The following is a 26,162-nucleotide window of genomic DNA, read 5'->3' on the forward strand; positions in this document are numbered from 1 at the left end:
TGTCAGGGCTTTTTCTTGGAGGCGAATGCCCGCTCTGTGATAGAATTCGCCGCCTTGAGATCAGGGGAGAAACAGATGCGTATTGCGTTGGGTATCGAATATGACGGCAGCGGCTATTATGGTTGGCAGCGCCAGGCCGAAGTGGATTCAGTTCAGGGGCAGTTGGAGCGGGCCTTATCCATGGTCGCCAATGAGCCGATAGCACTGCAATGCGCCGGTCGCACCGATGCCGGGGTACACGCCACCGGGCAAGTGGTGCATTTTGATACTTCTGCCGTGCGTAAAGAAGGCGCCTGGACACTGGGCGTCAATGCCAATCTGCCGGACAATATCGCGGTGCGCTGGGCCAAAGAGGTGGATGACAGTTTTCATGCCCGCTTTTCGGCAACCGCTCGCCGCTACAGGTATATCATCTACAACCACAATTTCCGTCCCGGCATTTTGCGTGGTGGCGTCAGCCATTATCACGGCGACCTAAACGAGCAGAAGATGCATCAGGCGGCTCAGTATCTGCTGGGCGAGCGCGACTTCACCAGTTTCAGGGCGATCCAATGCCAGTCGCGCACCCCGTTTCGCAATGTGCACAGAGTCAGTGTGACCCGCCAGGGCATGTATGTGATAGTGGATATCGAAGCCAATGCTTTTTTGCATCACATGGTACGCAATATTGTCGGCTCGCTGCTGGAAGTGGGACTTGGCAATCAGCCGCTGGATTGGCTGGGACAGTTGCTGGAGCTCAAAGACAGAACCAAGGCTGCCCCTACGGCCAAACCCAATGGCCTCTATCTGGTGCATGTCAGCTATCCTGAGCAATATCAACTGCCCAAGTTGGCCATGGGCCCCCTGTTTATGCCGGACTGAAACCGTTAGCATGCTGTTGCCGCTACGCTTTTGCTTGCGGCAACATCAAGATTTAAGGGAAGAATCAAATGTCGCAATCATCCGCTCATCTGCATCCGCTACCGGGAGCCGACGCTCCTCTGTCTGTTTGGCTGGACTACCTGTTGGCCATTCATCCGACCGAAATCGATATGGGGCTTGAGCGGGTTACCCAAGTTGCCAACAGGCTCGGGGCGCTGTCATTGGGCAGCACCAAGGTGATCACAGTTGCCGGTACCAATGGCAAGGGCAGCACCTGCCGTATGCTGGAGCAGATCATGCGCGCGGCGGGCTATCGGGTCGGGGTTTACAGCTCGCCCCATATCATCAATTACAATGAGCGGGTGCGGATAGACGACGTCGATGCGCCCGATAGCGACTTTATCTCGGCCTTTGAAACCATAGAAGCGGCCAGGGGCGACACCTCGCTGACCTTCTTTGAATATGCCACGCTGGCCGGATTACTGCTGTTCAAGCAGGCCAAGCTGGATCTGGTTATTCTGGAAGTGGGCCTGGGAGGCAGGCTGGATGCCACCAATATCATAGATGCCGATGTCAGTGTGGTAACCGCCATAGATCTTGATCATCAGGCGTATCTTGGTGACACCCGGGAGCTGGTTGGCCGTGAGAAAGCCGGCATCTTCCGTAAGAACCGCCCGGCGATAGTGGGCGATGCCGAGATGCCTGCCAGCGTAGTTGATGTTGCCAATGAAAAGGGCGCCTTACTCAAGGCGGTGGGGCAGGCATTTTCTTACAGCCAAACCCGCATAGGCTGGGATTTTCGAGGTGAGCACTGGCAGTTTGAGAGCTTACCCAGGCCGCAATTACCTCTGCCCAATGCCGCCACCAGCTTGGCCGCGCTTGAACAACTCTGGCCTGAACTTTCCGAGGAGGCGATTCGCTCAGGGCTCGCCAGTGCCAGGCTCAGCGGCAGAATGGAGCATATCTGCGAGGCGCCGCTGATTATTTTGGATGTGGCGCACAATCCCCACGCGGCCCGCTATCTGGCGCAAAGGCTGGATGAACTACAGGCCAAGGGGCGAGTCTATGGCGTTTGCGGTATGCTCAAGGACAAGGATATCGAAGGCGTGATGGACGCGCTGGCGCCTAGCATAGACAGCTGGTTGTTGGTGACGCTGCATAATGAGCGTGGTGCCGATGCCGGCCGTTTGCGAAAAGCCCTGCCGGATGGCTGTGACGCCCGGGAATTTGAACAGATGCAAGATTGCTGGCAATACCTCAAACCCAAACTCGGCGCCGAAGATGTGGTAATTGTCTTTGGCTCCTTTTACACTGTTTCGGGCTTTAAAGCGCTTATCTAAGACTGGAAGGAAGATATTTTGTCGACTCAGTTTCATAACCGTCTGGTAGGTACCGTAGTATTGGTCGCCTTGGGGGTGATCTTTTTACCTGACATTCTCGATGGCAAGAAAGAGCGCCAGCAGGAGCAGTTCACTGAAATTCCGCTGCGGCCGGATACCGAATCGCAATTGGCGGAGCCGGGAGAGTTTGAAACCCTGGATGTCGCTGAGACTCTGGACTTGGCACAGGAGACAGACGAGCCTCAGGTTGAAGTCGAACCGGCGGCGCCCGAGGTGAAGGCTACCGAAAACAGTGTTTCCAACACCGCCCAATCCAAGCCTCAGGAGGTCAAAAAGACTCCCGAACCCAAGGCTAAACCCAGTGATGCAGCCTGGACTTTACAGCTCGGCGCCTTCAGTAATGCGGCCAATGTCAAAGCCCTGGTAGCCAAATTGCGCAAGGCCGGATTCAGCGCCTATACCTTGCCGGACAAGCCTGTGGACGGCAAATTGACCCGGGTATTTGTCGGTCCGGATGTCTCCAGTGATCGCATTAAACAGCAACAGAAGAAGGTTGAAGAGTTGACCAAACTCAAGGGTAAAGTGGTTCGCTATAACCCACAGGAAAGATGACAGTTTGCCCCGAGTCGGCAAGCAATTATTTACGCCCCGGGGGTGAGAATGCTTGCCTTCTCTGGTAGAATCCCGCCGACTTAAATCTTCACCGGATACTTCTACCCATGGTTTGGATAGATTACGCCATTATCATAGTTATCGGATTATCGACCCTTATCAGTCTGATCCGTGGTTTTGCCAAAGAAGCCATGTCGCTGGTGGTTTGGTTCGCCGCCTTTTTCATCGCCAGTCAGTTTTATCAGGACCTTGCCGTTCATATCACCCAAATTAATGATGAGGTGCTGCGAAACGGGGTTGCCATCGCCATCTTGTTTGTAGTCACCCTGATTGTGGGGGCCTTGGTGAACTATTTGATAGGCCAGTTGGTCTCCAAGACAGGGCTCTCGGGAACGGACAGAATTCTTGGCCTGTGTTTCGGTGCGCTGCGCGGCGCATTGATAGTCAGTGCCATACTCTTTTTTATGGATGCCTTTACTGGCGCGCCCAAAACCGATTGGTGGCAGGGTTCGCAACTGGTGCCCGAATTCGGGGTGGTTATCCAGTGGTTTTTTGACTACTTGGAAAATACCTCAAGCTTTGTACCCAAAATATAAAAAATACAATTATCAGAACATCTTACAATGAGGAAGCTTACCCATGTGTGGTATCGTCGGAATCGTTGGCCGCTCAGCGGTCAATCAGACCATCTATGATGCACTGACAGTGCTTCAACACCGTGGCCAGGATGCTGCAGGCATAGTGACTATCGATCAGAATGCCTTTCGCCTGCGTAAGGCCAATGGTCTGGTCAAGGACGTATTTGAACCCAAACATATGCAGCGGCTGCAGGGCAATGCGGGCATAGGTCATGTGCGTTATCCTACCGCCGGCAGCTCCAGTGCCTCTGAAGCCCAACCGTTTTATGTGAACTCTCCTTTCGGGATCTCTCTGGCGCACAACGGCAACCTGACCAACACACTGCAACTGGCCGAAGGGCTGCGCAACAAGCGCCGCCATGTGAACACCACTTCCGACTCTGAAGTGCTGCTCAACCTGTTGGCCGATGAGCTGGACAAGACCGACAGCCTGACCTTGAGCCCGGATGAAGTGTTCGATGCCGTTTCCCGGGTGCACGCCGATACCCGCGGTGCCTACGCCGTGGTGGCTATGATTATTGGTCAGGGCCTGGTGGCATTTCGCGATCCTTTCGGTATTCGTCCTCTGGTGCTTGGTAAGCATGAGACAGCCGCTGGGACCGAGTATATGGTGGCTTCAGAGAGTGTGGCACTGGATGCGGTTGGTTTCGAAGTGATGCGCGATGTGGCTCCCGGCGAAGCCGTGTATATCACCACGGAAGGTGAGTTGTTTACCCGTCAGTGCGCCGAAGCGCCCAGCTATGCCCCCTGTATCTTCGAATTCGTTTACTTTGCCCGTCCGGACTCCACCATAGACAAGGTGTCAGTCTATGCCAGCCGGGTCAACATGGGCGCCAAGCTGGGTGAGAAGATCCGCAAGGAATGGTATGACCATGATATCGATGTGGTGATCCCTATTCCGGAAACCTCCTGTGATATCGCTCTTGAAATTGCCCGTGGCATGGATCTGCCTTACCGTCAGGGATTCGTGAAGAACCGCTATATCGGCCGTACCTTCATTATGCCGGGGCAGCAAGAGCGCAAGAAGTCGGTCAGACGCAAGCTCAATGCCATCAGCGCCGAGTTTAAGGATAAGAATGTGCTGCTGGTGGACGACTCCATAGTGCGTGGTACCACTTCCGAGCAGATCATCGAGATGGCCCGTGAAGCCGGCGCCAAGAAGGTGTATTTCGCCTCGGCTGCACCAGAGATCCGCTTTCCCAACGTCTACGGCATAGACATGCCAACCTCCAATGAGCTGATTGCCCATGGCCGTGATGCCGATGAAATCGCCCGTATCATTGGCGCAGATGGCATCATTTTCCAGGATCTGAACGACCTAGTGGAAGCTGTTCGGATGGAAAACCCGGATATCAAGCGCTTCGAAACCTCAGTGTTTGATGGCCACTACATCACCAAGGATGTGGATCAGGCCTATCTGGATCATCTGACCCAGTTGCGTAACGACGATGCCAAGGCCAACCGCAATAAGGATATAGGTACCAACCTGGAGCTGCATAACGTCTGCCATCCTTGATAATCTCTGATAAAGCCAACCCTTGAGGTTAATGCCGATCAGTTAAGACAGATCGCTTGACGATCTCACTGAAAGGATCAAAATCCGATGACCCCATGTCATCGGATTTTTTTATGCAACTTTCAGAAGCTTTGGCGCGTACTCATATCAATCGTCTTACCGAATTCACCTGTCTGGCCGATGTGCTTGAGCCTGAGTTAATTCAGTCGTGCCTTGATTCACATGGTGTTGCCAGTTTAAGGCGACGTAAGTTACCTATGGATGCCATGATTTGGGCGGTGATTGGTATGGCTCTGTTCAGAGGCGAGTCCGTCCGTTCACTCATCAATAAGCTTGATATCGTCTTACCTCAAGAGGTGGATTACGTTGCTCGCAGTGCTGTCACGCAAGCGCGCAAACGGCTGGGCTCTGATGTTGTTCGGGATGTGTTTAAGCGAAGTGCCAAGACCTGGCATGAAAGAGCAGAGCATCCTCATTGGTGTGGGCTTAACCTCTATGGGGTCGATGGTGTCGTGTGGCGAACACCTGATAGCGAGCAAAACAATCAGGCCTTTGCCAAAACTGCCAACGCTTCTGGTGATGCAGCCTATCCGCAAATTCGCATGGTTTGCATGATGGAGCTAAGCAGCCACTTGGTATTGAACAGTGCCTTTGATTCTGTTGCTGTCAGTGAAATGAATTTAGCCGCCGAATTGATATCAAGCATCCCCAATAACAGCCTGACGCTGTTTGACAGAGGCTTTTATTCGTTGGGACTTTTGCACGCCTGGCAACAGGCTCAACCTAACAGTCACTGGCTGCTGCCGTTGAAGAAAGGGACACAATATGAAGTGGTACGCTCTTTAGGAAAACACGACCAACTGGTGCGGTTAACCACCACGTCTCAAGCCAGAAAGAAGTGGCCTATGCTGCCTGAGAATATTGAAGCTCGCTTACTGACGAAGACGATAAAAGGTAAGTCGGTTTCCATTTTGACGTCATTAACGGACCCATTGCGTTATCCGGGGGCAGAGATAGCGGATTTATATGCCCATCGATGGGAGATAGAAGTGGGCTATCGGGAGATGAAGCAGCATCTTCTGGAGAGTCGCTTTACGTTACGCAGTCAATTGCCAGAGCTGGTTATCCAAGAATTGTGGGGGGTACTATTGGCCTATAACCTCATCAGATACAAGATGGTGTTGATGGCTAAAAGCTTACCGTCGTTACATCCGAACCAATTAAGCTTTAGAGATGCATCGAGTTATATCATTTTTAAACTGACTCAGCTGTCATCTCAAACGCCTGGGAATGTCCCGAGAGATGTCTTGGACATAGTGCGTAATGCGAGGCAGTTCAAGCTTGATGGGAAACGGGATAGAGCCTATCCACGTGCGTTAAAAATGAGTAAAAACAAGTATCCCATTAAGCCTAAGAAAAATGCCGTTCACACTAAGTGAACGGCATTAACCCTTGAGGTTGGCTTTTTTCTGTGCCAGTCAGTATGCTGAGCCTCGACTCTTGATGGTGCAGGGAGAGAAGCACAATGGATAAGTACCGGGAAACCGTAGCAACCTTTGACAAAATGGCGCTTCCCTACCGGGATAAGTTTGCCGGCAACGATTGTTATGACTCGGCCCATAACCGATTTGCCTCTTTGCTGAAGCAGTATCAGGCCTGTGCCGGACGGCGCCTGCGGTTACTGGATATCGGTTGTGGCCCAGGGCATGTCAGCGGCATGTTGGCAAAAAGGGTGCCTGAGCTCGAGATAGTGGGTATAGATGCGGCGCCGGCCATGGTGGCACTTGCCGGTGAATTGCTGCCAGAGGGACGTTTTTATCGGCTGGATAGCCGCGAGCTTGGTCGTCTTTCGTCGCTGCTTGAAGCTGATGCCGTGCAGGCTATCGCACCCCTCGATGTGTCTGAAAGTGCAGCAACGCCCCTAAGCCTTGGGGTTTCTGATGGCTTTAATACCCTTGATGACTTTAATGCCCTTGATGGCTTAGACACGCCAGAGGGTTTTGATGCAATACTTCTGCTCTTCGTCACGCCCTATCTTGAACGTCAGGATGTGATTGCCTTACTGCAAGATTGCCGTGCGCTACTGAATGACGGCGGGCTCCTGTATCTGGCCTCCATGGAGGATGACTATCAAGAGTCCGGCTATCAAAGCTCCAGCGCCGGAGACAGGGTTTTTATCCACTATTATCCCGAAGTGTTTTTTGTCAGTGAGTTGGCCGCGGCCGGGTTTGAGCTCATCGACAGCCTGCGTAAACCCTATCTGGAGCAGGGCGAGGTTAAGGCCACAGATCTGTTTCTCTACGCCAAAGCCGCGTAAAAACAAAGGCACTTCAGAGGCTGATAGCGCCTGTTCTTTTCAGGTAAAGTGTTTGTTTTACAAGTTAATTTTTATTCGTTAGAGAGCTGTCTTACGAATAAACTCCAGCAGGCGGTTATTGGCGGGCATGGCATGGTCCTGATAAAGCTCAAGCCCCTGGGCTGCAGCCAGCATCAGGATCCACTCCTGATCGCGAATGCCGCTTTGCGGATCGCGCTGCCTTAACATGGCATCGAACACCCGGTTGGAGTCGCTGCTGTAATCGCCTCGGTAGTTGAAGGGGCCATAGAGGCAGAAACGGCCGCCGCTTTGCAATACTCTGCCTATACCGGCAAACATCGCCTCCACCATGGGCTGACTCATGATATGCGCAGTATTGGCGCTATAGATGGCATCCGGCGCCGGCTCAGTTGCCGCCTGCGGCCAGGGTGAACATACCTCCAGAGTGATCACCTCGGCCAGGTTACTCGCCGGGAGTTTGGCATGCCAAGCGCGGATCCCATCCAGATACTGGGGCTGATCGCTGCATTGCCACACCAGGTGCGGCAACTCTGGGGCAAAGTAGACCGAGTGCTGACCGGTACCACTGCCGATCTCCAATACCCTGCGGCAGCCTGAGAATGCCTGTTTGAGTATTTTGAGTATCGGCTCGCGGTTGTTTTCACAGGCTTGGGAGAAGGGCGCGGGTATCGAAGACATAAAAGATTTCCTGCAATCTTGCCGTCGTGACGGCTGAGTGAGTCTGGTGTTTTATCGTACCTACTTTATAACATTGCCAGAGGTTTAGACTAATCTTGCGTAGAACATAAAAAAGCGCCCCTGAGGGCGCTTGGGTTGTTTTCAGTCTCAATCGACAGCCTTATTGGGCAGGCTTGAGATCTATGCGGTAAACAGCAAAGCCCAGCTCATCGGTACTCAGCTTGGTCATGGTCCTTTGTTGGTTGGCCTGGATGAAGTTAGCGGCCTTATCACTGTCTTGAGTGACAAAGCGGATATCCAGAGCAACATCCGTATCTATATTCCTGAAGTCCCAGTTGTAGTCGGCTGTGGGGTTGACCATGGCGTCATACTTGCCGGTTTCAGGATTGTATTTGGACTGCTCTGTGATGTAAGCCGCCAGAGCTTCACGGTTGGTGTCCGGCAGTTCCAGTACCACGTGTTCGCTGCCGGTGCCGGCAAACTTTCCGCCAAAGGCGCGGTAGTTGTTGGAGGCGACGATAAATTCCTTGGCCGCCAGGTTTTCACCGGTATAGACAGTGCCTTCGCTGTCGGTGAAGGCCAGATCTATAATCCGCGAAGCATCGGCATTGACCAGAGCACAATCGGCGTCAAATTTGCTCGGTTGAGTCACGTCTATCTTGTAGGTCACGCCATCGATAACATCAAAGTTATAGGTGGGGTGGTTATAGTTCACCAGCTCCTGCGGCTCAGTGCTGGCAGGATCTATTTGGTTGAACTGGTTGGCCGAACACTCGAGCCAGTCTTTCAGCTCAGCGCCGTTTAGCTTAACCGCCACCATAGTGTTGGGGTAGAGATAGAGATCGGCGGCGTTCTTGAAGGTCAGCGGCCCTTTGTCCACCATCACATACTGATCGGCATCACTGGTGGTGCTATGGCGGCCACCGGCCTTGAACGGCGCGGCTGCAGAGAGCACCGGCAATGACTTGAGCGCTTCCGGCAGCTTGGCCTTGACGTTGGCTATCTGGGCGTCGGAGACAATCTGCACCGTCGGGTCGTCCTGCACCAGCGTCAGGAAACTGAACATGTCGGCGGCGGCGACCCCGATTGGCTGCTCGACAAAGGCCATAGTGCCTTGGTGTTCCAGCTCAACCGCGTCGTGAATATCCTTGTCGGCATCCACCAGAGGCGTTTTGTTGGTGCCGTCATAGATGGGGCGGGCCTCGGTGCGGGCTGAGAGCACTGTCCACTTGCCATCTTTACGCTGCAGTTTGAAGTCGACCAGGCCCATGTTGTCGCCCCAGCGTCCCGGCATCACGGCGGGGACACCGTTGAGCAGGCCTTTTTCCACATCTGTGTTGGGCAAGTCGCCATAGCGGGCATCGGGGAAGATGGAGTGGCTGTGGCCGAACATGATGGCATCAATGCCGTCGACATAGGTGAGGGCATAGGTGGCATTTTCGGCATCAGGATCGCCGGGGTTTTCGGTGGAGCCAATGCCTGAGTGTGGAATGGCGATAATGATATCGGCGCCTTCAGCCTTCATTTGCGGCACAAATTTCTTGGCGCTCTCCACTATGCTCTCGGCACGTACCTTGCCGGTGAGGTTCTGCTTGTCCCACAGCATAATTTGCGGAGGCACAAAACCTATATAACCAATCTTGAGCTTGTGACTGTTGCCGTCAGTGTCCTTAACCTCGGTTTCCTTGATGAGGTAAGGGGTAAACAGGTTGTCGCCTTTCTTGATTCCCTTCCAGCAATCATCGGCATCACAATAGACGTTGGCGTTGACATAGGGGAACTGGGCGCCGGCGAGGGATTTTTCCAGAAAATCCAGGCCGTAGTTAAATTCGTGGTTGCCTATGTTACCCACGGCATAATCAAGCAGGTTCATTGCCTTGTAAGCGGGGTGCACTTCACCATCGGCTATGCCTACCTTGGCCATATAGTCGCCCATGGGGCTGCCCTGCAGCAGATCGCCGTTATCGACCAATACAGTGTTGGTGACTTCTTTGCGGGCGGCATGGATCAGGCTGGCGGTACGGGCCAGACCTATAGTGGGGTCTTCCTTGCCGCTGTAATAGTTGTAATCCATGATGTTGGTGTGCAGATCTGTGGTTTCCAATACCCGCAGATCTACGCTGACCGTTGATTCATCATTGTCGTCGCTGTTACAGGCACTGAGACCCAGTGCGGCGGCAATCGCCAATGTGATTAATGTTTTGGTTTGCATTGTTTACTACTCTTGTTTTTTATTATTGACCCCGGGAGATTTCCCGCCATCACCTTGTTAACCTGCTGTTAATCATATGATTAATCAGGTTAGGCGAGGCGCAGTATAGCTAAAGGTGAAGACATTTATGTGACATTGGACGGTAAAAAACAGTGACATTTTGTGACATCGAGCAGGCTGGTGCCACCCGATGCTGTGGCAGGCGCACACTTTTCTTGTCCAACAGATATGCTTGAGCTATCGGCTGGACGCGTGCGCATTCATATCGAATTGACGGTAAGTAAGCAGAATTTCTTACAGTTAAGTCATTGTCCAAAGAGCGGAAGAGTTGTTAAGGTAATGGCGGGAATCAACAGGGCTGTTGCCCCGCCGAGACGGGTGTCCCGGGTATTTAATCATAACTAAGCAATAGCCTGCCGTTAATGGAGTCAAGATGCGTAAGACATTAATCGCCACCGCCATAGGCGCTGCACTGGTGCTGAGTGCCTGTGCCGAACAGCAAACCAAAGAAACCGTCAGCAATACCCCGGCCAAAGAAGCGAGTCAAAGTATGCCAGAGGCAAAAAGCGCTGAGCAAACCGCAAGCAATGTGCTGCTCAGCCCAAGTCCGCTGCAGTATCATGCGCCGCAGTTCGACAAGATAAAGACAGCAGACTATCTGCCGGCCTTTGGAGCCGGGCTCAAGGAACACAAGCAGCAGATCGCCAGCATAATCAACGACAGCGAAGCCGCTTCGTTTGATAACACTATAGTGGCTATGGAAAAGAGCGGCGCTCTTCTCAACCGCACAACAAGAGTGTTTTTCAGTATGGTGAGCTTGCTTTCCAATGATGAGCTTCAAGCCATTCAAGGGGAAATCGTTCCCAAGCTCACCGAGCACAGCGACAATATTTTCCTCAATCCCAAGTTGTTTGCCCGGGTTGAAGCCGTCTACCACCATAAAGATAGCCTGAGCGCGCAAGATCAACGCCTGGTGGACTTCTATTACAATCAATTCGTCCGTGCCGGTGCCAAATTGAGCGAAGCCGACAAAACCCAAATGCGTGAACTCAACGGTGAGCTGGCCACATTGTCGACTGAGTTTTCGCAAAACATTCTTAAGTCGTTCAAGGATGATGTGATCCTGGTGACCGATAAGGCGCAGCTCAAAGGTTTGAGTGAGGATGAAATAGGCGCCCTGGCCAACGCCGCCAAGGAAGCGGGGAAAGAGGGCTACCTGATAAGCCTGGTGAACACCACCCGTCAGCCATTGCTGTCGAGCCTGGAAGACAGAGGTCTGAGAGAGAAAATTTGGCAGACTTCGGCTAATCGCGCCATGGCCAGCAATGGTCCTATCGTACTCAAGCAGGCACAGTTGCGTGCAGAAAAGGCCAAACTGCTGGGTTATGAAACCTGGGCTGACTATGTACTGGCCGATCAGATGGCCGCTAATCCGGATGCGGTATTTGCCATTTTGGATGACCTGGCACCCAAGGCCGTTGCCAAGGCTAAGGCTGAAGGCAAGGATATCCAGGCGCAAATCAAGGCTAGTGGTGCCGACTTTGAGCTGCAGCCATGGGACTGGGCCTTCTATGCCGAGCAGGTTCGCAAAGCCAAATACGATCTGGATGAGAGCCAGATCAAGCCCTACTTCGAATTCAATACAGTGCTGAATGACGGCATGTTCTACGCTATGCAGAAGTTCTACGGCATCACAATGAAAGAGCGTAAGGATCTGCCGGTATGGCAGGAGGATGTCCGCGCCTGGGAAGTATTCAACGAAGACGGCAGCTCCATCGGGCTTTTCTATCTGGACCCTTACGCCAGAGTGGGTAAGAGCGGTGGCGCCTGGATGGATGAGTTGGTGACCCAGAGCTTCCTTTTGGATAACAAGCCTGTGGTCTATAACGCGCTTAATATTCCCAAACCGGCCAAAGGTCAGCCTACGTTGATGACCTTTGATGAAGTGACCACCATGTTCCATGAGTTTGGCCACGGCATTCACGGTTTGTTCTCGCAGGTGAAATACCCAAGCCTTGCAGGTACTGCTACCCCGAGGGACTTTGTTGAGTTCCCATCCCAGGCCAACGAGGATTGGGCCACAGATCCGGACGTTTTGGCTCATTATGCCAAACACTACAAAACCGGCGAGCCGATTCCGCAAGCCTTGCTGGAAAAGGTGCGAGCAGCGGCCAGCTTCAACCAGGGCTATGACACGGTAGAGTATCTGGCCGCAGCACTGCTTGATATGGAGTGGCACTCCCTCAAGGCCGGTGAACAAGTGGCGGACGTTAAATCATTCGAAGCCAAGGCCCGCGCCAAGCACGGCCTGGATTACGCGCCTGTGTTACCGCGTTACCAGTCGACTTATTTCAGCCATGTATTCGGTGGCGGCTACTCGGCCGGATATTATGCTTACCTGTGGACTGAAGTGTTCGCTGCCGACGCCTTTGCTCATACCATGGCTGAAGGTGGCCTCAAACGAGCCAATGGTGACAGGTATCGTCAGGCAATTCTCTCCAAGGGGAACAGTGAGGATCTGATGCAGGACTACATCCAGTTCCGCGGCCAGAAACCCACAGTGGATGCGCTGCTCAAGCGCCGAGGCCTGGTAGACTGAAACCTTTGATAACACCCGCCATTTGGCGCAATGTAGATCAGATAAGGATCGGTTGACCGATCCTTCTGATGAGAGACAATCGGAAACCTGTTTGTAGGTTTCCGATTTTTTATGTCTATTCAAAACTGCTTTGCCGACTTTCTTGAAGAGAGTCCTGTTGATGTCGCTCAGCTAACCACCTTCTCCGAGCATATTCCTGACGAGTGGATTGCTAAAGCGGTAACACTTTCCGATAAAGCGACGATTCGTCGACGTCGCTTACCGAGTGATATGGTTCTTTGGCTTATTGTTGGAATGGCGTTTTTCCGCAACGAACCGATTGCCGAAGTCGCACGGCGAATGAATGTCTGTGCCGAGGGGTTGGCTAATGAGGAGCTGTTAGCAAAAAGTGCTTTAACGCAAGCAAGGCAACGCCTTGGCAAAGCAGCCCCAGAATGGTTGTTTAGGCAATGCAGCCATAGGTGGGGGTTAGAGCGTTACCCTGAGGATACATGGCAAGGTTTGCAAGTCTTTGCTGTGGATGGCGCGCTTTTTCGAACCGCTGACACACCGGAACTAAGAGACCATTTTGGGTCAGGTAATACATCCAGCGACAGACAGACGCCTCATCCAGTATTAAGGGTGGTGACCATGATGAATGTTCGCTCTCATGTCATTGTCGATGCCGCTATAAGCCCTTATCGTCGAGGCGAAATTCCTCTTGCTATGCCCTTTATTGACTCCTTACCGGATAATTCCGTGACCTTATTGGATAAGGGTTTTTATGGAGCAGGCTTACTTCTTTCTCTCCAAAATAGTGGTGCTAACAGACATTGGTTGTTACCGGCGAAGAAAGGGGTGAAATACACCCTGCTGGACGATGAAGAGAGTGACGACATGCGAGTCGAAATGAAAGTCTCTCCACAAGCACGCAAGAAAAATCCTAACCTACCTGAAACATGGCAAGTGAGAGCCGTGACTTATCAGGTACAAGGTAAGCCAAAAACCGTATTTACGTCTCTTCCCAGAGAGCAGTACGATGCGGGAGCAGTCGCGGCGCTTTACCACGAGCGATGGGAAATTGAATTAGGGTATCGAGACATAAAAAGTTCGATGCAACACAATGCGTTAGTGCTGAGGAGTAAGACAGTCGAACTTGTCTATCAAGAGTTATGGGGGCTGCTGCTTGGTTATAACTTGGTGAGACGAGAAGCGAGCCAAGCGGCAGTAGAGCATGGTCGAATGCCCAATGAAATCAGCTTTAAGTACGCTTGTCAGTTCATCGCAAGTCAGCTCAAAGTCATGAGCAAAGCGGTGTCACCAGGTAATACGCCGAAGCGTCTAAACAGTCTGCGAGGAGACTTGTCCATCCTCTTTATAGACAAACGCCCTAAGCCAAATCGGCCTAGGGCGGTAAAAATATCAAAGACCCGATACCCTGTTAATCACAAGGCAGCTCCGCTTAAGTGAACTACGTTGCGCCATTTGGCGGGTGTTTTTCTAAGATAAGATGATAAAAGTTATGGAAGCTATTCGTTATCCCATCAAGGGCAGTTGCCAGTGTGGCGCTGTCAGTTATCGCTTGTTGGCGCCGCCGCAGATGGTGGTGGCCTGCCACTGCAAGGAATGCCAGAAGCTGTCCACCAGCGCTTTCAGCATCACGGCGATTGTCAGAGCCGAAGATATAGAATTCATTGGCGAACTGAGCCATTGGCAGCGTGGTTCGGCCAGTGGCAATATCAGCGCCGCCAAGTTTTGTGGTCGCTGTGGCAATCGTATCTATCACTACAACCCGGCTGAGCCGCAGAGTATCAAACTCAAGCCCAGTAACCTGGAAGATACCCGTATCATTCAGCCGAGTGCCCATGCCTGGGTCAGTGAAAAGCAGGACTGGTTTGTTATCCCACCCGGAGTCAAGCAATACGCCGGTCAGCCTTGAGAAAGCCCAGCCCTGAAAAAGGCCAGCCTTGATAAAGAACTAAAAAAGCCGTTCACTGAGTGAACGGCTTTTTGATTGCGCTGCTGGACATTGCTAATCCGGCAAGCGTTTATTCCGCCAGCAGGCCGCGACTGCGCAGCAGTGGCTCAATGGCGGCTTCCTGACCACGGAACGCCTTGTAAAGCGCCATAGGATCTTCACTGCCACCGCGCTCAAGGATGTTACTGCGAAAAGCCTTGGCGGTGGCCGGGTCAAAAATACCGTTTTCCTTGAAGGCCTCAAAGGCATCTGCGCCGAGAATATCAGACCAGATATAGGAGTAATAACCGGCTGAATATCCTCCGGAGAAGATGTGGCTGAAGTAGGTGGAGCGATAGCGCGGCGCTATCTCAGGGATCAGCCCCATCTTGCTCAGCGATTGCTGCTCGAAGGCGGCCGCATCCTGAGGTTCGGTAACGCTGCTGCTGTGCCAGTCCAGATCCAGCTTGGTGGCTGCCATGTATTCCACCGTGGCGAAACCCTGGTTGAACTTGCTGGCGGCGCGGATCTTGTCTACCAAACTCTGTGGGATCACCTCACCGGTTTGATAGTGCTTGGCAAAATGCGCCAGCACATCCGGTTGAGTCATCCAGTTTTCCATCACCTGTGACGGGAACTCCACATAGTCGCGGGGCACGGAAGTGCCGGACTGGGAACGATACTCCACCTTGGACAGCAAGGCGTGCAGCGCATGGCCGAATTCATGGAACAGGGTACCGGCTTCATCGAAGGTCAGCAGCGTCGGCTCATCGCCACTGGGGCGAGGGTAATTGAGTACGTTGACTATGATGGGCTGCTCGTTGACGCCATCGACCACCGCCTGGCGGCGATAGGCATTGGACCAGGCGCCGCCGCGTTTGCTGTCACGCACATAGTAATCGCCAAAGAAGATACCGATAACGCTGCCGTCTTTATCTTTCACCTCGAAGGTGCGTACATCCGGGTGATACTTGGGCAGATCGTCACGCTCGGTGACACTGATGCCATAGAGGCGGTTGGCGGTGTAGAACACACCCTTGAGGGTGTTTTCCAGCGAGAAGTATGGCTTGGTCTGCTGTTCGTTGAAGCTGTACTTGGCGACACGTATCTTGTCGGCATAGTACCACCAGTCCCAGGCGGCCAGTTTGAAGTCCTTGCCTTCACTGTCGATAAGCTTTTGCATCTCGGCCTTTTCGGCTTCGGCCTGGGCCAGGGCGGCGGGCCAAATTTTATCCAGCAGGGCGTAGACATTTTCCGGAGTCTTGGCAGTACGCTCTTCCAGCACATAGTGGGCGTGGCTCGGATAGCCCAGAAGCTGGGCTCGTTTGGCTCTAAGAGCCGCCAACTCTGCCAGCACCTTCTTGTTGTCGTGTGCGTTGTCGTTGTTACCGCGCTCGATATAACCCTTGTAGAGTTTTTCTCTCAGCTCACGGTTATCGGCATAGGTCAAAAACGGGGTGACGGAGGGGCGTTGGGTGGTAAATACCCACTTGCCGGAATGGCCGCGCTTGATGGCCGCCTGGGCGGCAACGTCAATCACATCCTGCGGCAGACCGGCCAGATCGGCCTGCTTGTCTATCACAAGTTCAAAGTCGTTGGTTTCTGCCAGCACATTGTCGCCGAACTCCAGGCTCAGCTTGCCAATCGCTTCATTGAGCTTTCTAAGCTCCGCCTTACCGGCGTCATCCAGGTTGGCACCGCCGCGGCTGAAGCGTTTGTAGGTGTCTTCGAGCAGTTTCTGCTGCGCCGGGTTAAGTACCAGCTGATCTTTTTGCTGATAGACAGCCTTGACCCGCTGAAACAGGGCGTTGTTCAGGTAAATATCATCGCGACTGGAAGACAACAGCGGGGATACTTCCTTGGAGATCTTCTGCAGCTCGGTGGAGGTGTCGGCGCTGGTGAGGTTATAAAACACTCCTGACACCTTGGTCAACAAGGCGCCACTGCGCTCCATGGCTTCTATGGTGTTGGCAAAGTCAGCGGCGGCCGGATTATCTATGATGGCTTGAATCTCTGCCTTGCGCTCGGCAATCCCTTGTTTGAAGGCCGGCAGGTAATGCTCGGACTCGATGCGATCAAAGGCGGGGATTTCAAGGTAAGTATTCCAGGGCTGGAAGAAAGGGTTGTCCCGGCTTTGTTCGGCCTTGGCTGCGGCTGGGTTTGTGCCTGTGCCATTCTGGAGCGCAGGCGCTTGGGTTTGGGCAGATGTGTCGCTCTGGGATACAGGCTGGTTGTCGCAGGCGCTCAGTGTCAGCGCCAATCCCAGGGCCAGAGCCACTGGAGAGAGGGTCATTCCCTTCATTGTTATTCCTCTATGCTGGTGTTTATCTCCCGTATGGCGCGGCGAGCCGCGCCGAAGCCGTCCTTAGTAACATGGCGTATTGAAAAAGGCCAATTTTGTCCTGTTTAGTTTGTAACAAAACTTAGCGAATGCAGTATCGAAACTGTATCTGTGGCACACTCTCAGGCCTTTGATAATAAAAGATAACAAAAGCCACCCTGCCATGATGATTAGAACAGTTTCCCGTTTATCCCTGTCGCTGTCCCTGTGCTTGTTCGCTCCTTTTGTAAGCGCAGAGAGCGGCCTTACTGCTCAGGCTTCGAGCCAGATTTCAAGCCAGACTTCAAGCGTAAGTGCTGCCCAAGGTACAGAGTCTGTATTGAGTAAAGTCTCGCCACTGTCGAAAACCTTGGCCCAGTACAGCCTTGACCGCTATGGCAGCGAGATGGAACAAAGCCTCGCCGAGTTGGTGCGCTTCAATACCGAGGCTATCCCAGGGTTGACGCCCGACACCAATCCGGAATTCATCGGCTTCAAGCAGGCGCTCAAGACCCAAGCGGAGCAGTTGGGGCTGGATTATGCCGATCACGGTTATGTGCTTTTGATAGGCCTTGGCGAAGACAGGGGCGGCGGTGCTAACAAGCTTGGCATCATTACCCACGGGGATGTGCAACCGGCCAATTCAACCCTTTGGCACCAGAGTCCCTATCAACTGGATACTCAATCGCAACCGGGCAAGCTGATAGGCCGCGGCACCGAAGATGACAAGGGGCCGATAGTCACCGCCATGTACGCCATGAAGGCGCTCAAGGACAAGTCGGTAAAACTGAATCGCCGCATTGAACTCATGGTATATCTGGCCGAGGAGTCGGACTGGCAGCCGCTGAAAGTGTTTCTCAAGGACTATCAAGCGGCCGATATGAATATCACCATAGACGCCGAATATCCTGTAGTCACCGCCGAGAAGGGCTGGAGTCAGATAAAACTCACGATACCTGAACCCAAAGTAAAGGCGCCTAATTTCGATAAACCGCAGCTGCATCATTTTAGCGGTGGCTCCTTTGCCAGTCAGATCCCCCAGCAGGCCTTGGCCCTGATCCGCGGAGCCGACAGCGCCATGGTCAGCCGTTTGCAACGCGCCGCAGAGTCCCAGCAGGGGATGCGCTATGATTTTACCCTGGATTTCGACAGCCTGGAGATCGCCGCCAACGGTAAATCGGCCCATTCCTCAACCCCTGAAGATGGTGTCAATGCCGTGACTCATCTGGCTGCGCTGTTGGAGTCTGAGACATTCGCACTGAGCCAGTCGGCATTAACCCTGGCATTTATCAATGAAATGATAGGCTTGGACCTCTATGCCGAGCGCTTTGGCGAGCTGGGCTATAGCGATGATTTTATGGGGCCTATGTCGCTGGCGCCGACTGTGGTGGAGTGGGGGCAGGGGGGTACCAGCATTACGCTTAACCTAAGGCGCCCCATAGGCAAGAGCCCGGAAACCTTGGATAAACAGCTGTCCGCGGCGCTGGTCGGTTGGCAGCAATCCCAAGGCGTGACTCTGGTCGATGTCAGCAGCTATTGGGGCGAGCCCAAAGTGATGGATAAGGCGCCGCATCTGCAAACCCTGCTCAATGTGTTTGCCGAGTTTACCGGTATTACCGACCCTAAACCTGTTGCTATTGGCGGCTCCACCAACAGTAAACTGTTCCCCAATGCCCTCAGTTTTGGTCCGGCCATGCCGGGTGTCGAGTATACAGGCCACAGTGAACATGAGTTCATCACCCGCGAGCAGTTGCAGCTGAACCTTAAGATGTACACTGCCGCCATGGTGGAGTTGGCGGTAAACCCGGGAGCTAAGCTGCCCAGGTAATCGCTGCCGAGATAATTGCTTTCGAGTAAGGTACAGCCATGCGGACTGGGAGTGGCGCCATCATCACAGGGCGGTGCCTTATATTCTTAAACCGGGCCCAGCTCCAAGCAGGGCACTTGTTCCAAAGCCTGATCCCAAGCGGCGCGCGTTTGACAAAAAATGTGCATCTGGGGAGTCAGCCCCGGCTCATCGTCCAGGCTGCCTGCGGGTATTTGCAGCAGCTTGCCACCTTTGACCGCTTTGGGCAGCGCCGAGCCGCAAACGGCGCAAAAATGGCGGCTGTGGCGAGTACCTGGCAGGGTAAACGCAGTAATGGCGTCCTGGCCACTGAGCCAGGTTAACTCGGCGCTGTCTGAAAACAGATTGGCACTGTGGGCCGAACCTGAATCCTTGCGGCAGCGACTGCAGTGACACAAAAAGAATTGCTGCAGCTCAGCGCTGATTTCAAAACGAACCTTGCCGCAAAGGCAACTGCCTCGATACTGCTTCATGCTCCCTCCTGGGTGTTGATAAGTTATTGTCTTTCTCGCGCCGTCCGAAAATTTTGGTTGCTCCTTCTTGCTACATTGTTCAAGGAATAAGCAAATGAGTTCATTCTAATAGCGTCGCTCGGGACAGGGCAAATGCTGTTGGCGCTTTAGGAGGCGATTGCGTGTCTGTACTGGATGGTGTTACCCAACAGGAATCTTCATTTTACTCTTTGATATTGTTGGCGTTGGTCGGCTGGATTATAGGCTACAGAAGCAAACTGTCATTGTTGCCCTTTGGATTTGAATCCGGGCTATCTGTTACCTGGGGAGTCAGTTTTTACTTTATAGTGCTGAAAAGTAGCTATAAATATATTTGAGCTGTGATTGGGTGCCAGGCTTTATTACTCTGCACGATTTTCTGTTTTGTACTAACAATGCTCGCGATAAGGCGCAAACTCAGACAGCAGCCAATCGATAAACAGCGCCGATTTACGTGGCAGGCTGCTGGACTTGGGGGTCAATAGATAATAACTGTAGGGGCTGACAAAGGGCGCTTCAAAGGGGATCACCAGAGTGCCGGCTTTGAGTTGATCTTCGATAAAGAAACGCGGGATCAGCGCCGCTCCCATGCCGCTGGCGGCGGCCTGACTCAGCATATAGAAATGCTCGACGCCAAATTTCTGCTCTGTGGTCAGTGTAATTCCCAGTTGCCTGGCCCAGTAAGGCCAAAGCTCAGGGCGGGTGGTGTGCTTCAGCAGCGTCACCTGGTTGATATCTTCCAGTTGCTTTAGCTTGGGAGCCAGTAGCGGTGAGCACACCAGGCACAGCTCTTCATTCATCAGTTTGATCACATTCACTCCCTGAGGTTCACTGGTGGCGGAGCGAATGGCGATGTCGTAGCGGCCGCTGGCAAAGTCGACGGCGAAGTCGCCTATGGTGAGATCCACATACAATTGTGGGAAACGTGACTTAAATTCCTCCATTCTCGGGATCAACCAGTTGATGGTCAGGCTGGGTAATACATTGATGGCCAGGGTCTGCGCCTTGAGACTTTGACGTTTCAACTCGGCGGTGGCATTGGCCAGGGTCTGCAGTGCCGCCTGCACCTGCGGCAGGTATTGTCGCCCCTCATCTGTGAGCGCCAGTTGCCTGTGTTGGCGCACAAACAGGCTGAATCCCAGGAAGTTCTCGAGTAGGCGCACCTGTTTGCTGATGGCACCGTGGGTCACATACAACTCCTGCGCCGCCAGGGTGATGCTTTGTAGCCTTGCCGCTGCCTCGAATGAACGCAGGGCATTGAGAGGCGGTAATTCCTGAAACATATTTTCTCCGCTGTTTAGTGTGAGAAAATCTCACGTGAAAGCGAGAATAACTCCTTTGCCTTTTGCGGGCAAACTGCGTCTAATAGCAATCCTTCAACTCTGTATTCGACAACATAAAAATGGCATTTGAACTCACTCTGCAATTGGCTACGGTTCTGTTTTTGGTCGCCTTGGTGGCGGGCTTTATTGACTCTATCGCCGGTGGCGGTGGCCTGTTGACTATTCCGGCGCTTATGTGGGCCGGACTGCCTCCGGCGGCGGCGCTCGGCACCAACAAGCTACAGGCCTGTGGCGGCAGTTTCTTCGCCAGCCTCTACTTTGTGCGTAAGGGAATGGTGAATTTGGGTGGGATGAAACTGGCAATTGGTTGTGCCTTTGTCGGCGCCTCAGTCGGTACGATTCTGGTTCAGTTGATAGATGCCAGCGTGCTGGAGTTGATGCTGCCGTTTCTTATTTTGGCTATTGGTTGTTACTTCCTGTTTTCCAAGAAAATTACTGAAGATGACCGCGCCAGGGTTCTGACCCCTGGGGTATTTGCCTTTACCGCCGCACTCGGGGTAGGCCTGTATGACGGCTTTTTCGGCCCCGGCACCGGCAGCTTTTTTGCCCTGGCGTTTGTGTCCTTGGCAGGTTTCGGCCTGGCCAAGGCGACGGCTCATGCCAAGGTACTGAATTTTTCCACCAATATTGCCTCGCTCATCTTTTTTGCCCTTGGCGGCAAGGTGGTGTGGCTGCTGGGATTGGTGATGCTGGCAGGGCAGGCCGCCGGGGCGACTCTGGGTTCACGTCTGGTTATCACCAAGGGCAGCAAGATCATCAAGCCGCTGGTGGTGGTCATGTCGCTGGTCATGAGCCTCAAGCTGCTGGCCGATCAATATCAGTGGAGTTTTTAAACCCAAATAAGACAGACGGCTGAGTGCTAAGCACTCAGCCGTAGAACCTTGGCAGGCGCATATACTATTGCATTGATTTTGCATACCATAAGGCTCACGTATCCGTCTGCAATCTTAGCGCCCAATGAAATTTATCCATACCTCGGACTGGCATATCGGTCGGCAACTGCACAACGAGTCGTTGCTGGATGAGCAAGCTCATATGCTTGAGCAAATAGTGGCGCTTGCCGCTGAGCATCAGGTCGATGCCCTGGTGGTCGCTGGTGACATATATGACCGCTCGATCCCGCCCGCCAGTGCGGTTGCCCTGCTGGATAAGTTCCTCAATACCCTGCTCAATGAGCATCAAATTCCTGTGCTCATGATAGCCGGCAATCACGACGGTCAGGAGCGGCTGGGGTTTGCGGCGCGGCAAATGGCCGCCAGTGGCCTTTATATTAGCGGCCCGCTGCAAGCGCAAGTTAATCCGCTTATCCTCAAAGGCTGTGACGGCGATGCCTGTTTCTATCCCATTCCCTATGCCGAGCCGGCGCAGGTACGGCATGTGCTGGAGGTGGATGCCAGCAGTCACCAGCAGGCGATGGCCTGCTTGCTGGAGCAGGTTCAGGCGCACGACAGCCAAGGCTTGCCCAAGGTCGTGGTGGCCCACTGCTTCCTCGATGGCGGCAGTGAGTCTGAATCCGAGCGGCCCTTGAGTATCGGCGGCGCCGATAAAATCGACCCTGCACTCTTTCGCGGCTTTGACTACGCGGCGCTCGGGCATCTGCATGGCCCGCAATATAAGGGCGCCGAGCACGTGCGCTACTCGGGCTCGCCGCTGAAATACTCTTTCAGTGAACACAAACAGAAAAAATCCGTGACCCTGGTGGAGCTGAGCGCAGGACATACCCCAAAAATCACCCTGCTAGCGCTAAAACCCAGGCGGGATGTGAGGGTGATTGAAGGCCTGCTCGATGAGCTGCTGCAACAGGGCGAAAAAGATCCGGGGCGAGAGGACTACCTGATGGTGCGTCTGCTCGATACCCAGGCGCTGCTGGATCCCATGGGCAAGCTGCGCGGCGTCTATCCCAATGTGCTGCATCTGGAACGCACGGGCCTGATGTCCCGGCAGCAGGGGCAGGAGATTGGCCGCGACAGAATCAAAAAAGGCGAGCTCGACATGTTCAGCGATTTTTTCAGTCAGGTACAGGGTGAGGCCATGACAGAGGCGCAGCAGCAGACCATGAGCCGTTTGATTGAAGAGTTGCACAGGGAGCAGGAACAATGAGACCACTGATTTTGGAAATGCGCGCCTTCGGCCCCTTCGCCGATTGTCAGCACATCGACTTTACCGAGCTGGGCGACAAGCCGCTGTTTCTGATCAATGGCCCCACTGGGGCAGGCAAGACCACGATTCTGGATGCCATCTGTTTTGCCCTGTACGGCAAGACCACAGGTAACGAGCGTGAAGGCAGCCAGATGCGCTGTGATAATGCCGATGACGGTCTGCTCACCGAAGTGTATTTCAGTTTTGAATTGGGGCAAAAACGCTACAGCATTCGCCGCTGCCCCGAGCAGCAAAGAGCTAAAAACCGCGGCGAGGGTTTTACCCTGCAAAAGAGCGAGGCGGAACTCAAGCGGCTGTTGCCCGATGGCACCGAAGAGTTGCTGGTGGCCAGTAAGGTCACGGATGCCAACGCCTGCATCGAAGAGTTGACTGGCCTGGATGTGGATCAGTTTCGCCAGGTGATGGTGCTGCCTCAGGGCAAGTTCCGCGAGCTTTTGCTGGCCGACTCCAAAGAGCGGGAAAAGATCTTCAGCCAGCTGTTTCAAACCCATATCTACCGCCGCATTGAAGAGCGCCTCAAACAACAGGCGCTGGAAATCAAGGCAAAGGCCAGAGATTTGCAATCACGCCGCGCCGGGATTTTGGAAACTGCCGGTGTCGAGAGTCTCGAGCAGTTGACCGCAGAAATTGCTGCTTTAACCCCCTCTTTGACCGAAGCGACAGGTAACAAACAAAAGGCCAGCGAAGCCTTGGCCCAGAGTGTCAAGACGCTCGATAACGCCAAGGCGTTAACCGCCGAGTTTGAGCGCCGCAAGCTGCTGCAAACCCAGCTTGATGCGCTTGAGCAGCGGCGCACTGAAATCGAGCTGCACCAGCAGACATTGGAGAAAGCCCGCAAGGCTGAAAAGTTGCTGCCAAGCCTCAAAGAGTTGCAGTTTCGCCAGCAGGAGTGGCAGCAGGCTAAAGCCAAGGAAGCTGACTATGCCAAGCAGTTGCAGAGCGCTGAGCAGCGTCTGAAACAGGCTACAGATGATAAGGCTACACTCGCCGAGTTGGATGAGCACGCTAATAAGCTGCGACGGGAGCTTGAACAACTCGACAAGCTGCAGCCGGCTATTAACGAGCTCAAGCAACTGACCGAGGAGCATGAGCTTGGCCTAGTGGAGTTTGGGCGTCTTGAGCGGGCAGAGCAGCAGAGTCGCACTGAGCTGGAACAATGGCAGCAGCAACAACAAAAGCTTAAATCAGAGGCGAACGAACTGTTCTCAAGCGCCGAGCGCCAAGGGCCGTTGCATCAGGCACTGGCGGCGTTGAACACTCGCCTGGAGAAGACGGAGCAGCTCGGGCACATTAAGCAAAAATGGCAGCAAGCCCAAGTCAGTCTGCAGCAGGCCGAGGCCCATGGTCATCAATGCAAGGCCGAAAGACAGAGCGCCGAAACGGAACATCAAAGGTTGCAACTGGCCTGGCATACAGGCCAGGCGGCTATTCTGGCGGCTAAGTTGCAGCCTGGGCAGCCTTGTCCCGTATGCGGCGGCTTGGAACATCCGGCACCGGCCGAGATGGCGCAGGATATTCCGGGTGAAACCGAGCTCAACCGAGCGCGAGACGCCGAGCAGCAAGCCACGGCAAGGCATGAGGCGGCCCGCAGCGATTATCGTCATATCAAGCGGCAAACCGAGGAGTTACAGCTCGAGCTGCAGCGCTTGAGTGCTGAGTTACAGGCCTTTATCGCCGCGGATTTTACGACAGATGTTAAGACAGAGGCTACGACAGAGGCTAAGGTTGACGCCGCTATGGATGGCGACTCCTATGCCAAAGCCGATCTCGCTAGCGAAATAGACAGGCTTGTGTCCCGTCGCAGGCAGCTGCTCAATGAATTGCAACAGGCCGAAGCGGCTCAAACCCGCCTCAATGATTGCAGGCAACAATTGCAGCAGGCCGAGCAGCAAGTGGAGCAGCGACTCAAGCACAGAGAGACTCAATTACAACAGTTGCAGCAGCTAAGAGAGCAGTTGGGTCTTACGGGAGCCCGTAAAGACGCAGCGCTTGCTGCTCTGCCCAATGAATATCATGCTCTGGCAGCCGAGGCGGCGCTTGAACTGATGGCGCGGCAACTTGAGCAAAAGCAGAGTGAGTGGCAACAGCTAAAACAGCGACAGCAAGATATCAATCAACAGTATACCGAGGCCGTCAGCCAGCATAAGGCGCTGATGCAGGCCTTGACATCGGGCCGTGAAGACAGCGCCCGGGCCGAGCAGTTTGCCATCAAAGCGCAGCATGCGCTTGATGATGCCCTGAAACAATCTGGATTTGCCGACCGTAAGGCGTTGGAACAGGCGCAGCTGAATGAAGCGCAGATGCAGGCATTGGCTGAGAAGATAGAGGCTTGGCGCACTCAGCACTCGGAGCTACAGGCGCTGCTCAAAGCCATGGATGAGCGGCTCGCCGGACAAAGCCTGCCTGAGCTTGGGCAGCTTGAAAACCTCTGGCAGCAACAGCAGCAGCAACTCGCTGAGGCGGAGTCTACCTGGCAGACGCTCAACAACCGAATGCAGAGCCTTAAAGGCACAGAAGCCCAGCTTAATAAAGAAGCGCTAGCCGCTCAGGCGCTGGAGCAGGAATACGCCCTTATCGGCACTCTGAGTGATGTGGCCAATGGCAACAGCCATAGCAAGGTGAGTCTGCAGCGCTTTGTGCTCAGTGTCTTGCTCGATGATGTGCTGCTCGAAGCCAGTCGCCGTTTGGCGCTGATGAGCAAAGGCCGCTACCGCTTGCTGCGCAAAGAGGACAGGGCCAAGGGCAATAAGGCCTCTGGTCTGGAGCTTGAGGTGGAAGATGCATACAGCTCCAAGGTGCGTCCGGTGGCCACACTCAGCGGTGGTGAGAGCTTTATGGCGGCCTTGTCGCTGGCGCTGGGGCTCTCTGATGTGGTGCAGGCTTATGCCGGTGGTATCAAGCTCGATACCCTGTTTATCGATGAAGGTTTTGGCAGTTTGGATCAGGACTCTCTGGAACTGGCAGTCCGCACCCTGATGGACCTGCAATCCAGTGGCCGCATGATAGGGGTTATTTCCCATGTTTCCGAGATGAAAGAGCAGATAAGCTGCCGCATTGATATCAGCAAGCATGCACTGGGCAGCAGTATTCGTCTGGTTACAGCTTGATGCAAACGGGGCAAATTTGTCGGTCAAATCTTAAATCCACCCAGTAATCATGGGGTTTTGGTGAATAATACTTGTCTCAGGGACTTTTTTTGATATAAGTTTGCAGCTGGCCTCTTGAAAACAGGGGTTCCAGCTATTGTTTTTTTCAGTTTGAACTCGGTGAGG

At 53.6% G+C, this 26,162-nt stretch carries 19 protein-coding genes; 14 read left to right on the top strand and 5 right to left on the bottom strand.

What is annotated here, in order from left to right; genetic code table 11:
• Positions 1-75: 75 nt before the first annotated feature.
• From truA to WKR14_RS08735, 7 genes are all read left to right on the top strand, one after another.
• Complete coding sequence (truA, locus tag WKR14_RS08705; RefSeq protein WP_144128584.1) at positions 76-861, top strand: tRNA pseudouridine(38-40) synthase TruA; 786 nt, start codon at positions 76-78, stop codon at positions 859-861.
• 68 nt (positions 862-929) lie between these two features.
• Positions 930-2,201, top strand: a complete 1,272-nt coding sequence (gene folC, locus WKR14_RS08710; protein ID WP_412486562.1) for a bifunctional tetrahydrofolate synthase/dihydrofolate synthase — start codon at positions 930-932, stop codon at positions 2,199-2,201.
• An 18-nt stretch (positions 2,202-2,219) separates the two neighbouring features.
• Positions 2,220-2,813: an SPOR domain-containing protein gene (locus WKR14_RS08715; protein ID WP_025889044.1), complete on the top strand. Its 594-nt coding sequence runs from the start codon at positions 2,220-2,222 to the stop codon at positions 2,811-2,813.
• Positions 2,814-2,920: 107 nt separating this feature from the next.
• Positions 2,921-3,409 (top strand): CvpA family protein, encoded by a 489-nt coding sequence (locus WKR14_RS08720; protein WP_025010464.1) that lies wholly within the window; start codon positions 2,921-2,923, stop codon positions 3,407-3,409.
• A gap of 43 nt (positions 3,410-3,452) precedes the next feature.
• The gene (gene purF / locus WKR14_RS08725; protein WP_101056353.1) at positions 3,453-4,967 is read left to right on the top strand and encodes an amidophosphoribosyltransferase; all 1,515 of its coding nucleotides are present in this window, start codon (positions 3,453-3,455) and stop codon (positions 4,965-4,967) included.
• Between the two features lie 113 nt (positions 4,968-5,080).
• The gene (locus WKR14_RS08730) at positions 5,081-6,406 is read left to right on the top strand and encodes an IS4 family transposase (RefSeq protein WP_339087639.1); all 1,326 of its coding nucleotides are present in this window, start codon (positions 5,081-5,083) and stop codon (positions 6,404-6,406) included.
• 86 nt (positions 6,407-6,492) lie between these two features.
• On the top strand, positions 6,493-7,284 hold the full coding sequence (locus WKR14_RS08735; protein WP_339087640.1) for a class I SAM-dependent methyltransferase: 792 nt from the start codon (positions 6,493-6,495) through the stop codon (positions 7,282-7,284).
• Between the two features lie 78 nt (positions 7,285-7,362).
• On the opposite strand, the gene WKR14_RS08740 is transcribed toward WKR14_RS08735, so the two are convergent.
• Positions 7,363-7,983: a DUF938 domain-containing protein gene (locus WKR14_RS08740; RefSeq protein ID WP_224867561.1), complete on the bottom strand. Its 621-nt coding sequence runs from the start codon at positions 7,981-7,983 to the stop codon at positions 7,363-7,365.
• 160 nt (positions 7,984-8,143) lie between these two features.
• Positions 8,144-10,195 carry a bifunctional 2',3'-cyclic-nucleotide 2'-phosphodiesterase/3'-nucleotidase gene (locus WKR14_RS08745; protein ID WP_226564863.1) on the bottom strand — a complete coding sequence of 684 codons (2,052 nt, stop codon included), beginning with the start codon at positions 10,193-10,195 and terminating at the stop codon, positions 8,144-8,146.
• A 433-nt stretch (positions 10,196-10,628) separates the two neighbouring features.
• Here WKR14_RS08745 and WKR14_RS08750 point away from each other — a divergent pair, with 433 nt between their 5' ends.
• From WKR14_RS08750 to WKR14_RS08760, 3 genes are all read left to right on the top strand, one after another.
• Positions 10,629-12,794 carry a M3 family metallopeptidase gene (locus WKR14_RS08750; RefSeq protein WP_335917087.1) on the top strand — a complete coding sequence of 722 codons (2,166 nt, stop codon included), beginning with the start codon at positions 10,629-10,631 and terminating at the stop codon, positions 12,792-12,794.
• Positions 12,795-12,905: 111 nt separating this feature from the next.
• Positions 12,906-14,243, top strand: a complete 1,338-nt coding sequence (locus WKR14_RS08755; protein ID WP_165564965.1) for an IS4 family transposase — start codon at positions 12,906-12,908, stop codon at positions 14,241-14,243.
• 52 nt (positions 14,244-14,295) lie between these two features.
• A complete protein-coding gene (locus WKR14_RS08760; protein ID WP_165564939.1) occupies positions 14,296-14,712 on the top strand; it encodes a GFA family protein in 417 nt (138 codons plus the stop codon).
• Positions 14,713-14,821: 109 nt separating this feature from the next.
• Here the strand turns inward: WKR14_RS08760 and WKR14_RS08765 are convergent, their stop codons facing one another.
• Positions 14,822-17,032, bottom strand: a complete 2,211-nt coding sequence (locus WKR14_RS08765; RefSeq protein WP_339087641.1) for a M3 family metallopeptidase — start codon at positions 17,030-17,032, stop codon at positions 14,822-14,824.
• 202 nt (positions 17,033-17,234) lie between these two features.
• On the opposite strand from WKR14_RS08765, the gene WKR14_RS08770 reads away from it, so the two are divergent.
• Positions 17,235-18,878, top strand: a complete 1,644-nt coding sequence (locus WKR14_RS08770) for a dipeptidase (protein ID WP_420884229.1) — start codon at positions 17,235-17,237, stop codon at positions 18,876-18,878.
• Between the two features lie 86 nt (positions 18,879-18,964).
• On the opposite strand, the gene WKR14_RS08775 is transcribed toward WKR14_RS08770, so the two are convergent.
• Positions 18,965-19,369, bottom strand: a complete 405-nt coding sequence (locus WKR14_RS08775; protein ID WP_339087642.1) for a GFA family protein — start codon at positions 19,367-19,369, stop codon at positions 18,965-18,967.
• A 407-nt stretch (positions 19,370-19,776) separates the two neighbouring features.
• Complete coding sequence (gene gcvA, locus WKR14_RS08780) at positions 19,777-20,670, bottom strand: transcriptional regulator GcvA (protein WP_101055805.1); 894 nt, start codon at positions 20,668-20,670, stop codon at positions 19,777-19,779.
• Positions 20,671-20,789: 119 nt separating this feature from the next.
• Here gcvA and WKR14_RS08785 point away from each other — a divergent pair, with 119 nt between their 5' ends.
• From WKR14_RS08785 to WKR14_RS08795, 3 genes are all read left to right on the top strand, one after another.
• Positions 20,790-21,563: a TSUP family transporter gene (locus WKR14_RS08785; RefSeq protein WP_226565767.1), complete on the top strand. Its 774-nt coding sequence runs from the start codon at positions 20,790-20,792 to the stop codon at positions 21,561-21,563.
• A 124-nt stretch (positions 21,564-21,687) separates the two neighbouring features.
• Positions 21,688-22,830 (top strand): exonuclease SbcCD subunit D, encoded by a 1,143-nt coding sequence (locus tag WKR14_RS08790; RefSeq protein ID WP_101055807.1) that lies wholly within the window; start codon positions 21,688-21,690, stop codon positions 22,828-22,830.
• Positions 22,827-25,997, top strand: a complete 3,171-nt coding sequence (locus WKR14_RS08795) for an SMC family ATPase (RefSeq protein ID WP_339087643.1) — start codon at positions 22,827-22,829, stop codon at positions 25,995-25,997. The genes WKR14_RS08790 and WKR14_RS08795 overlap by 4 nt, the downstream gene beginning before the upstream one ends.
• The last annotated feature ends 165 nt before the right edge of the window (positions 25,998-26,162 follow it).

Source organism: Shewanella chilikensis, assembly GCF_037953065.1.
Taxonomy (GTDB): Bacteria; Pseudomonadota; Gammaproteobacteria; order Enterobacterales; family Shewanellaceae; genus Shewanella; species Shewanella chilikensis.

Coding starts and splice junctions, on each gene's coding strand:
- WKR14_RS08735 (WP_339087640.1), top strand. CDS start 6,493: ATGGATAAGTACCGGGAAACCGTAGCAACCTTTGACAAAATGGCGCTT.
- WKR14_RS08770 (WP_420884229.1), top strand. CDS start 17,235: ATGATGATTAGAACAGTTTCCCGTTTATCCCTGTCGCTGTCCCTGTGC.
- WKR14_RS08795 (WP_339087643.1), top strand. CDS start 22,827: ATGAGACCACTGATTTTGGAAATGCGCGCCTTCGGCCCCTTCGCCGAT.
- WKR14_RS08755 (WP_165564965.1), top strand. CDS start 12,906: ATGTCTATTCAAAACTGCTTTGCCGACTTTCTTGAAGAGAGTCCTGTT.
- WKR14_RS08775 (WP_339087642.1), bottom strand. CDS start 19,369: ATGAAGCAGTATCGAGGCAGTTGCCTTTGCGGCAAGGTTCGTTTTGAA.
- gcvA (WP_101055805.1), bottom strand. CDS start 20,670: ATGTTTCAGGAATTACCGCCTCTCAATGCCCTGCGTTCATTCGAGGCA.
- truA (WP_144128584.1), top strand. CDS start 76: ATGCGTATTGCGTTGGGTATCGAATATGACGGCAGCGGCTATTATGGT.
- WKR14_RS08750 (WP_335917087.1), top strand. CDS start 10,629: ATGCGTAAGACATTAATCGCCACCGCCATAGGCGCTGCACTGGTGCTG.
- WKR14_RS08745 (WP_226564863.1), bottom strand. CDS start 10,195: ATGCAAACCAAAACATTAATCACATTGGCGATTGCCGCCGCACTGGGT.
- folC (WP_412486562.1), top strand. CDS start 930: ATGTCGCAATCATCCGCTCATCTGCATCCGCTACCGGGAGCCGACGCT.
- WKR14_RS08765 (WP_339087641.1), bottom strand. CDS start 17,032: ATGAAGGGAATGACCCTCTCTCCAGTGGCTCTGGCCCTGGGATTGGCG.
- purF (WP_101056353.1), top strand. CDS start 3,453: ATGTGTGGTATCGTCGGAATCGTTGGCCGCTCAGCGGTCAATCAGACC.
- WKR14_RS08720 (WP_025010464.1), top strand. CDS start 2,921: ATGGTTTGGATAGATTACGCCATTATCATAGTTATCGGATTATCGACC.
- WKR14_RS08760 (WP_165564939.1), top strand. CDS start 14,296: ATGGAAGCTATTCGTTATCCCATCAAGGGCAGTTGCCAGTGTGGCGCT.
- WKR14_RS08785 (WP_226565767.1), top strand. CDS start 20,790: ATGGCATTTGAACTCACTCTGCAATTGGCTACGGTTCTGTTTTTGGTC.
- WKR14_RS08730 (WP_339087639.1), top strand. CDS start 5,081: ATGCAACTTTCAGAAGCTTTGGCGCGTACTCATATCAATCGTCTTACC.
- WKR14_RS08790 (WP_101055807.1), top strand. CDS start 21,688: ATGAAATTTATCCATACCTCGGACTGGCATATCGGTCGGCAACTGCAC.
- WKR14_RS08740 (WP_224867561.1), bottom strand. CDS start 7,983: ATGTCTTCGATACCCGCGCCCTTCTCCCAAGCCTGTGAAAACAACCGC.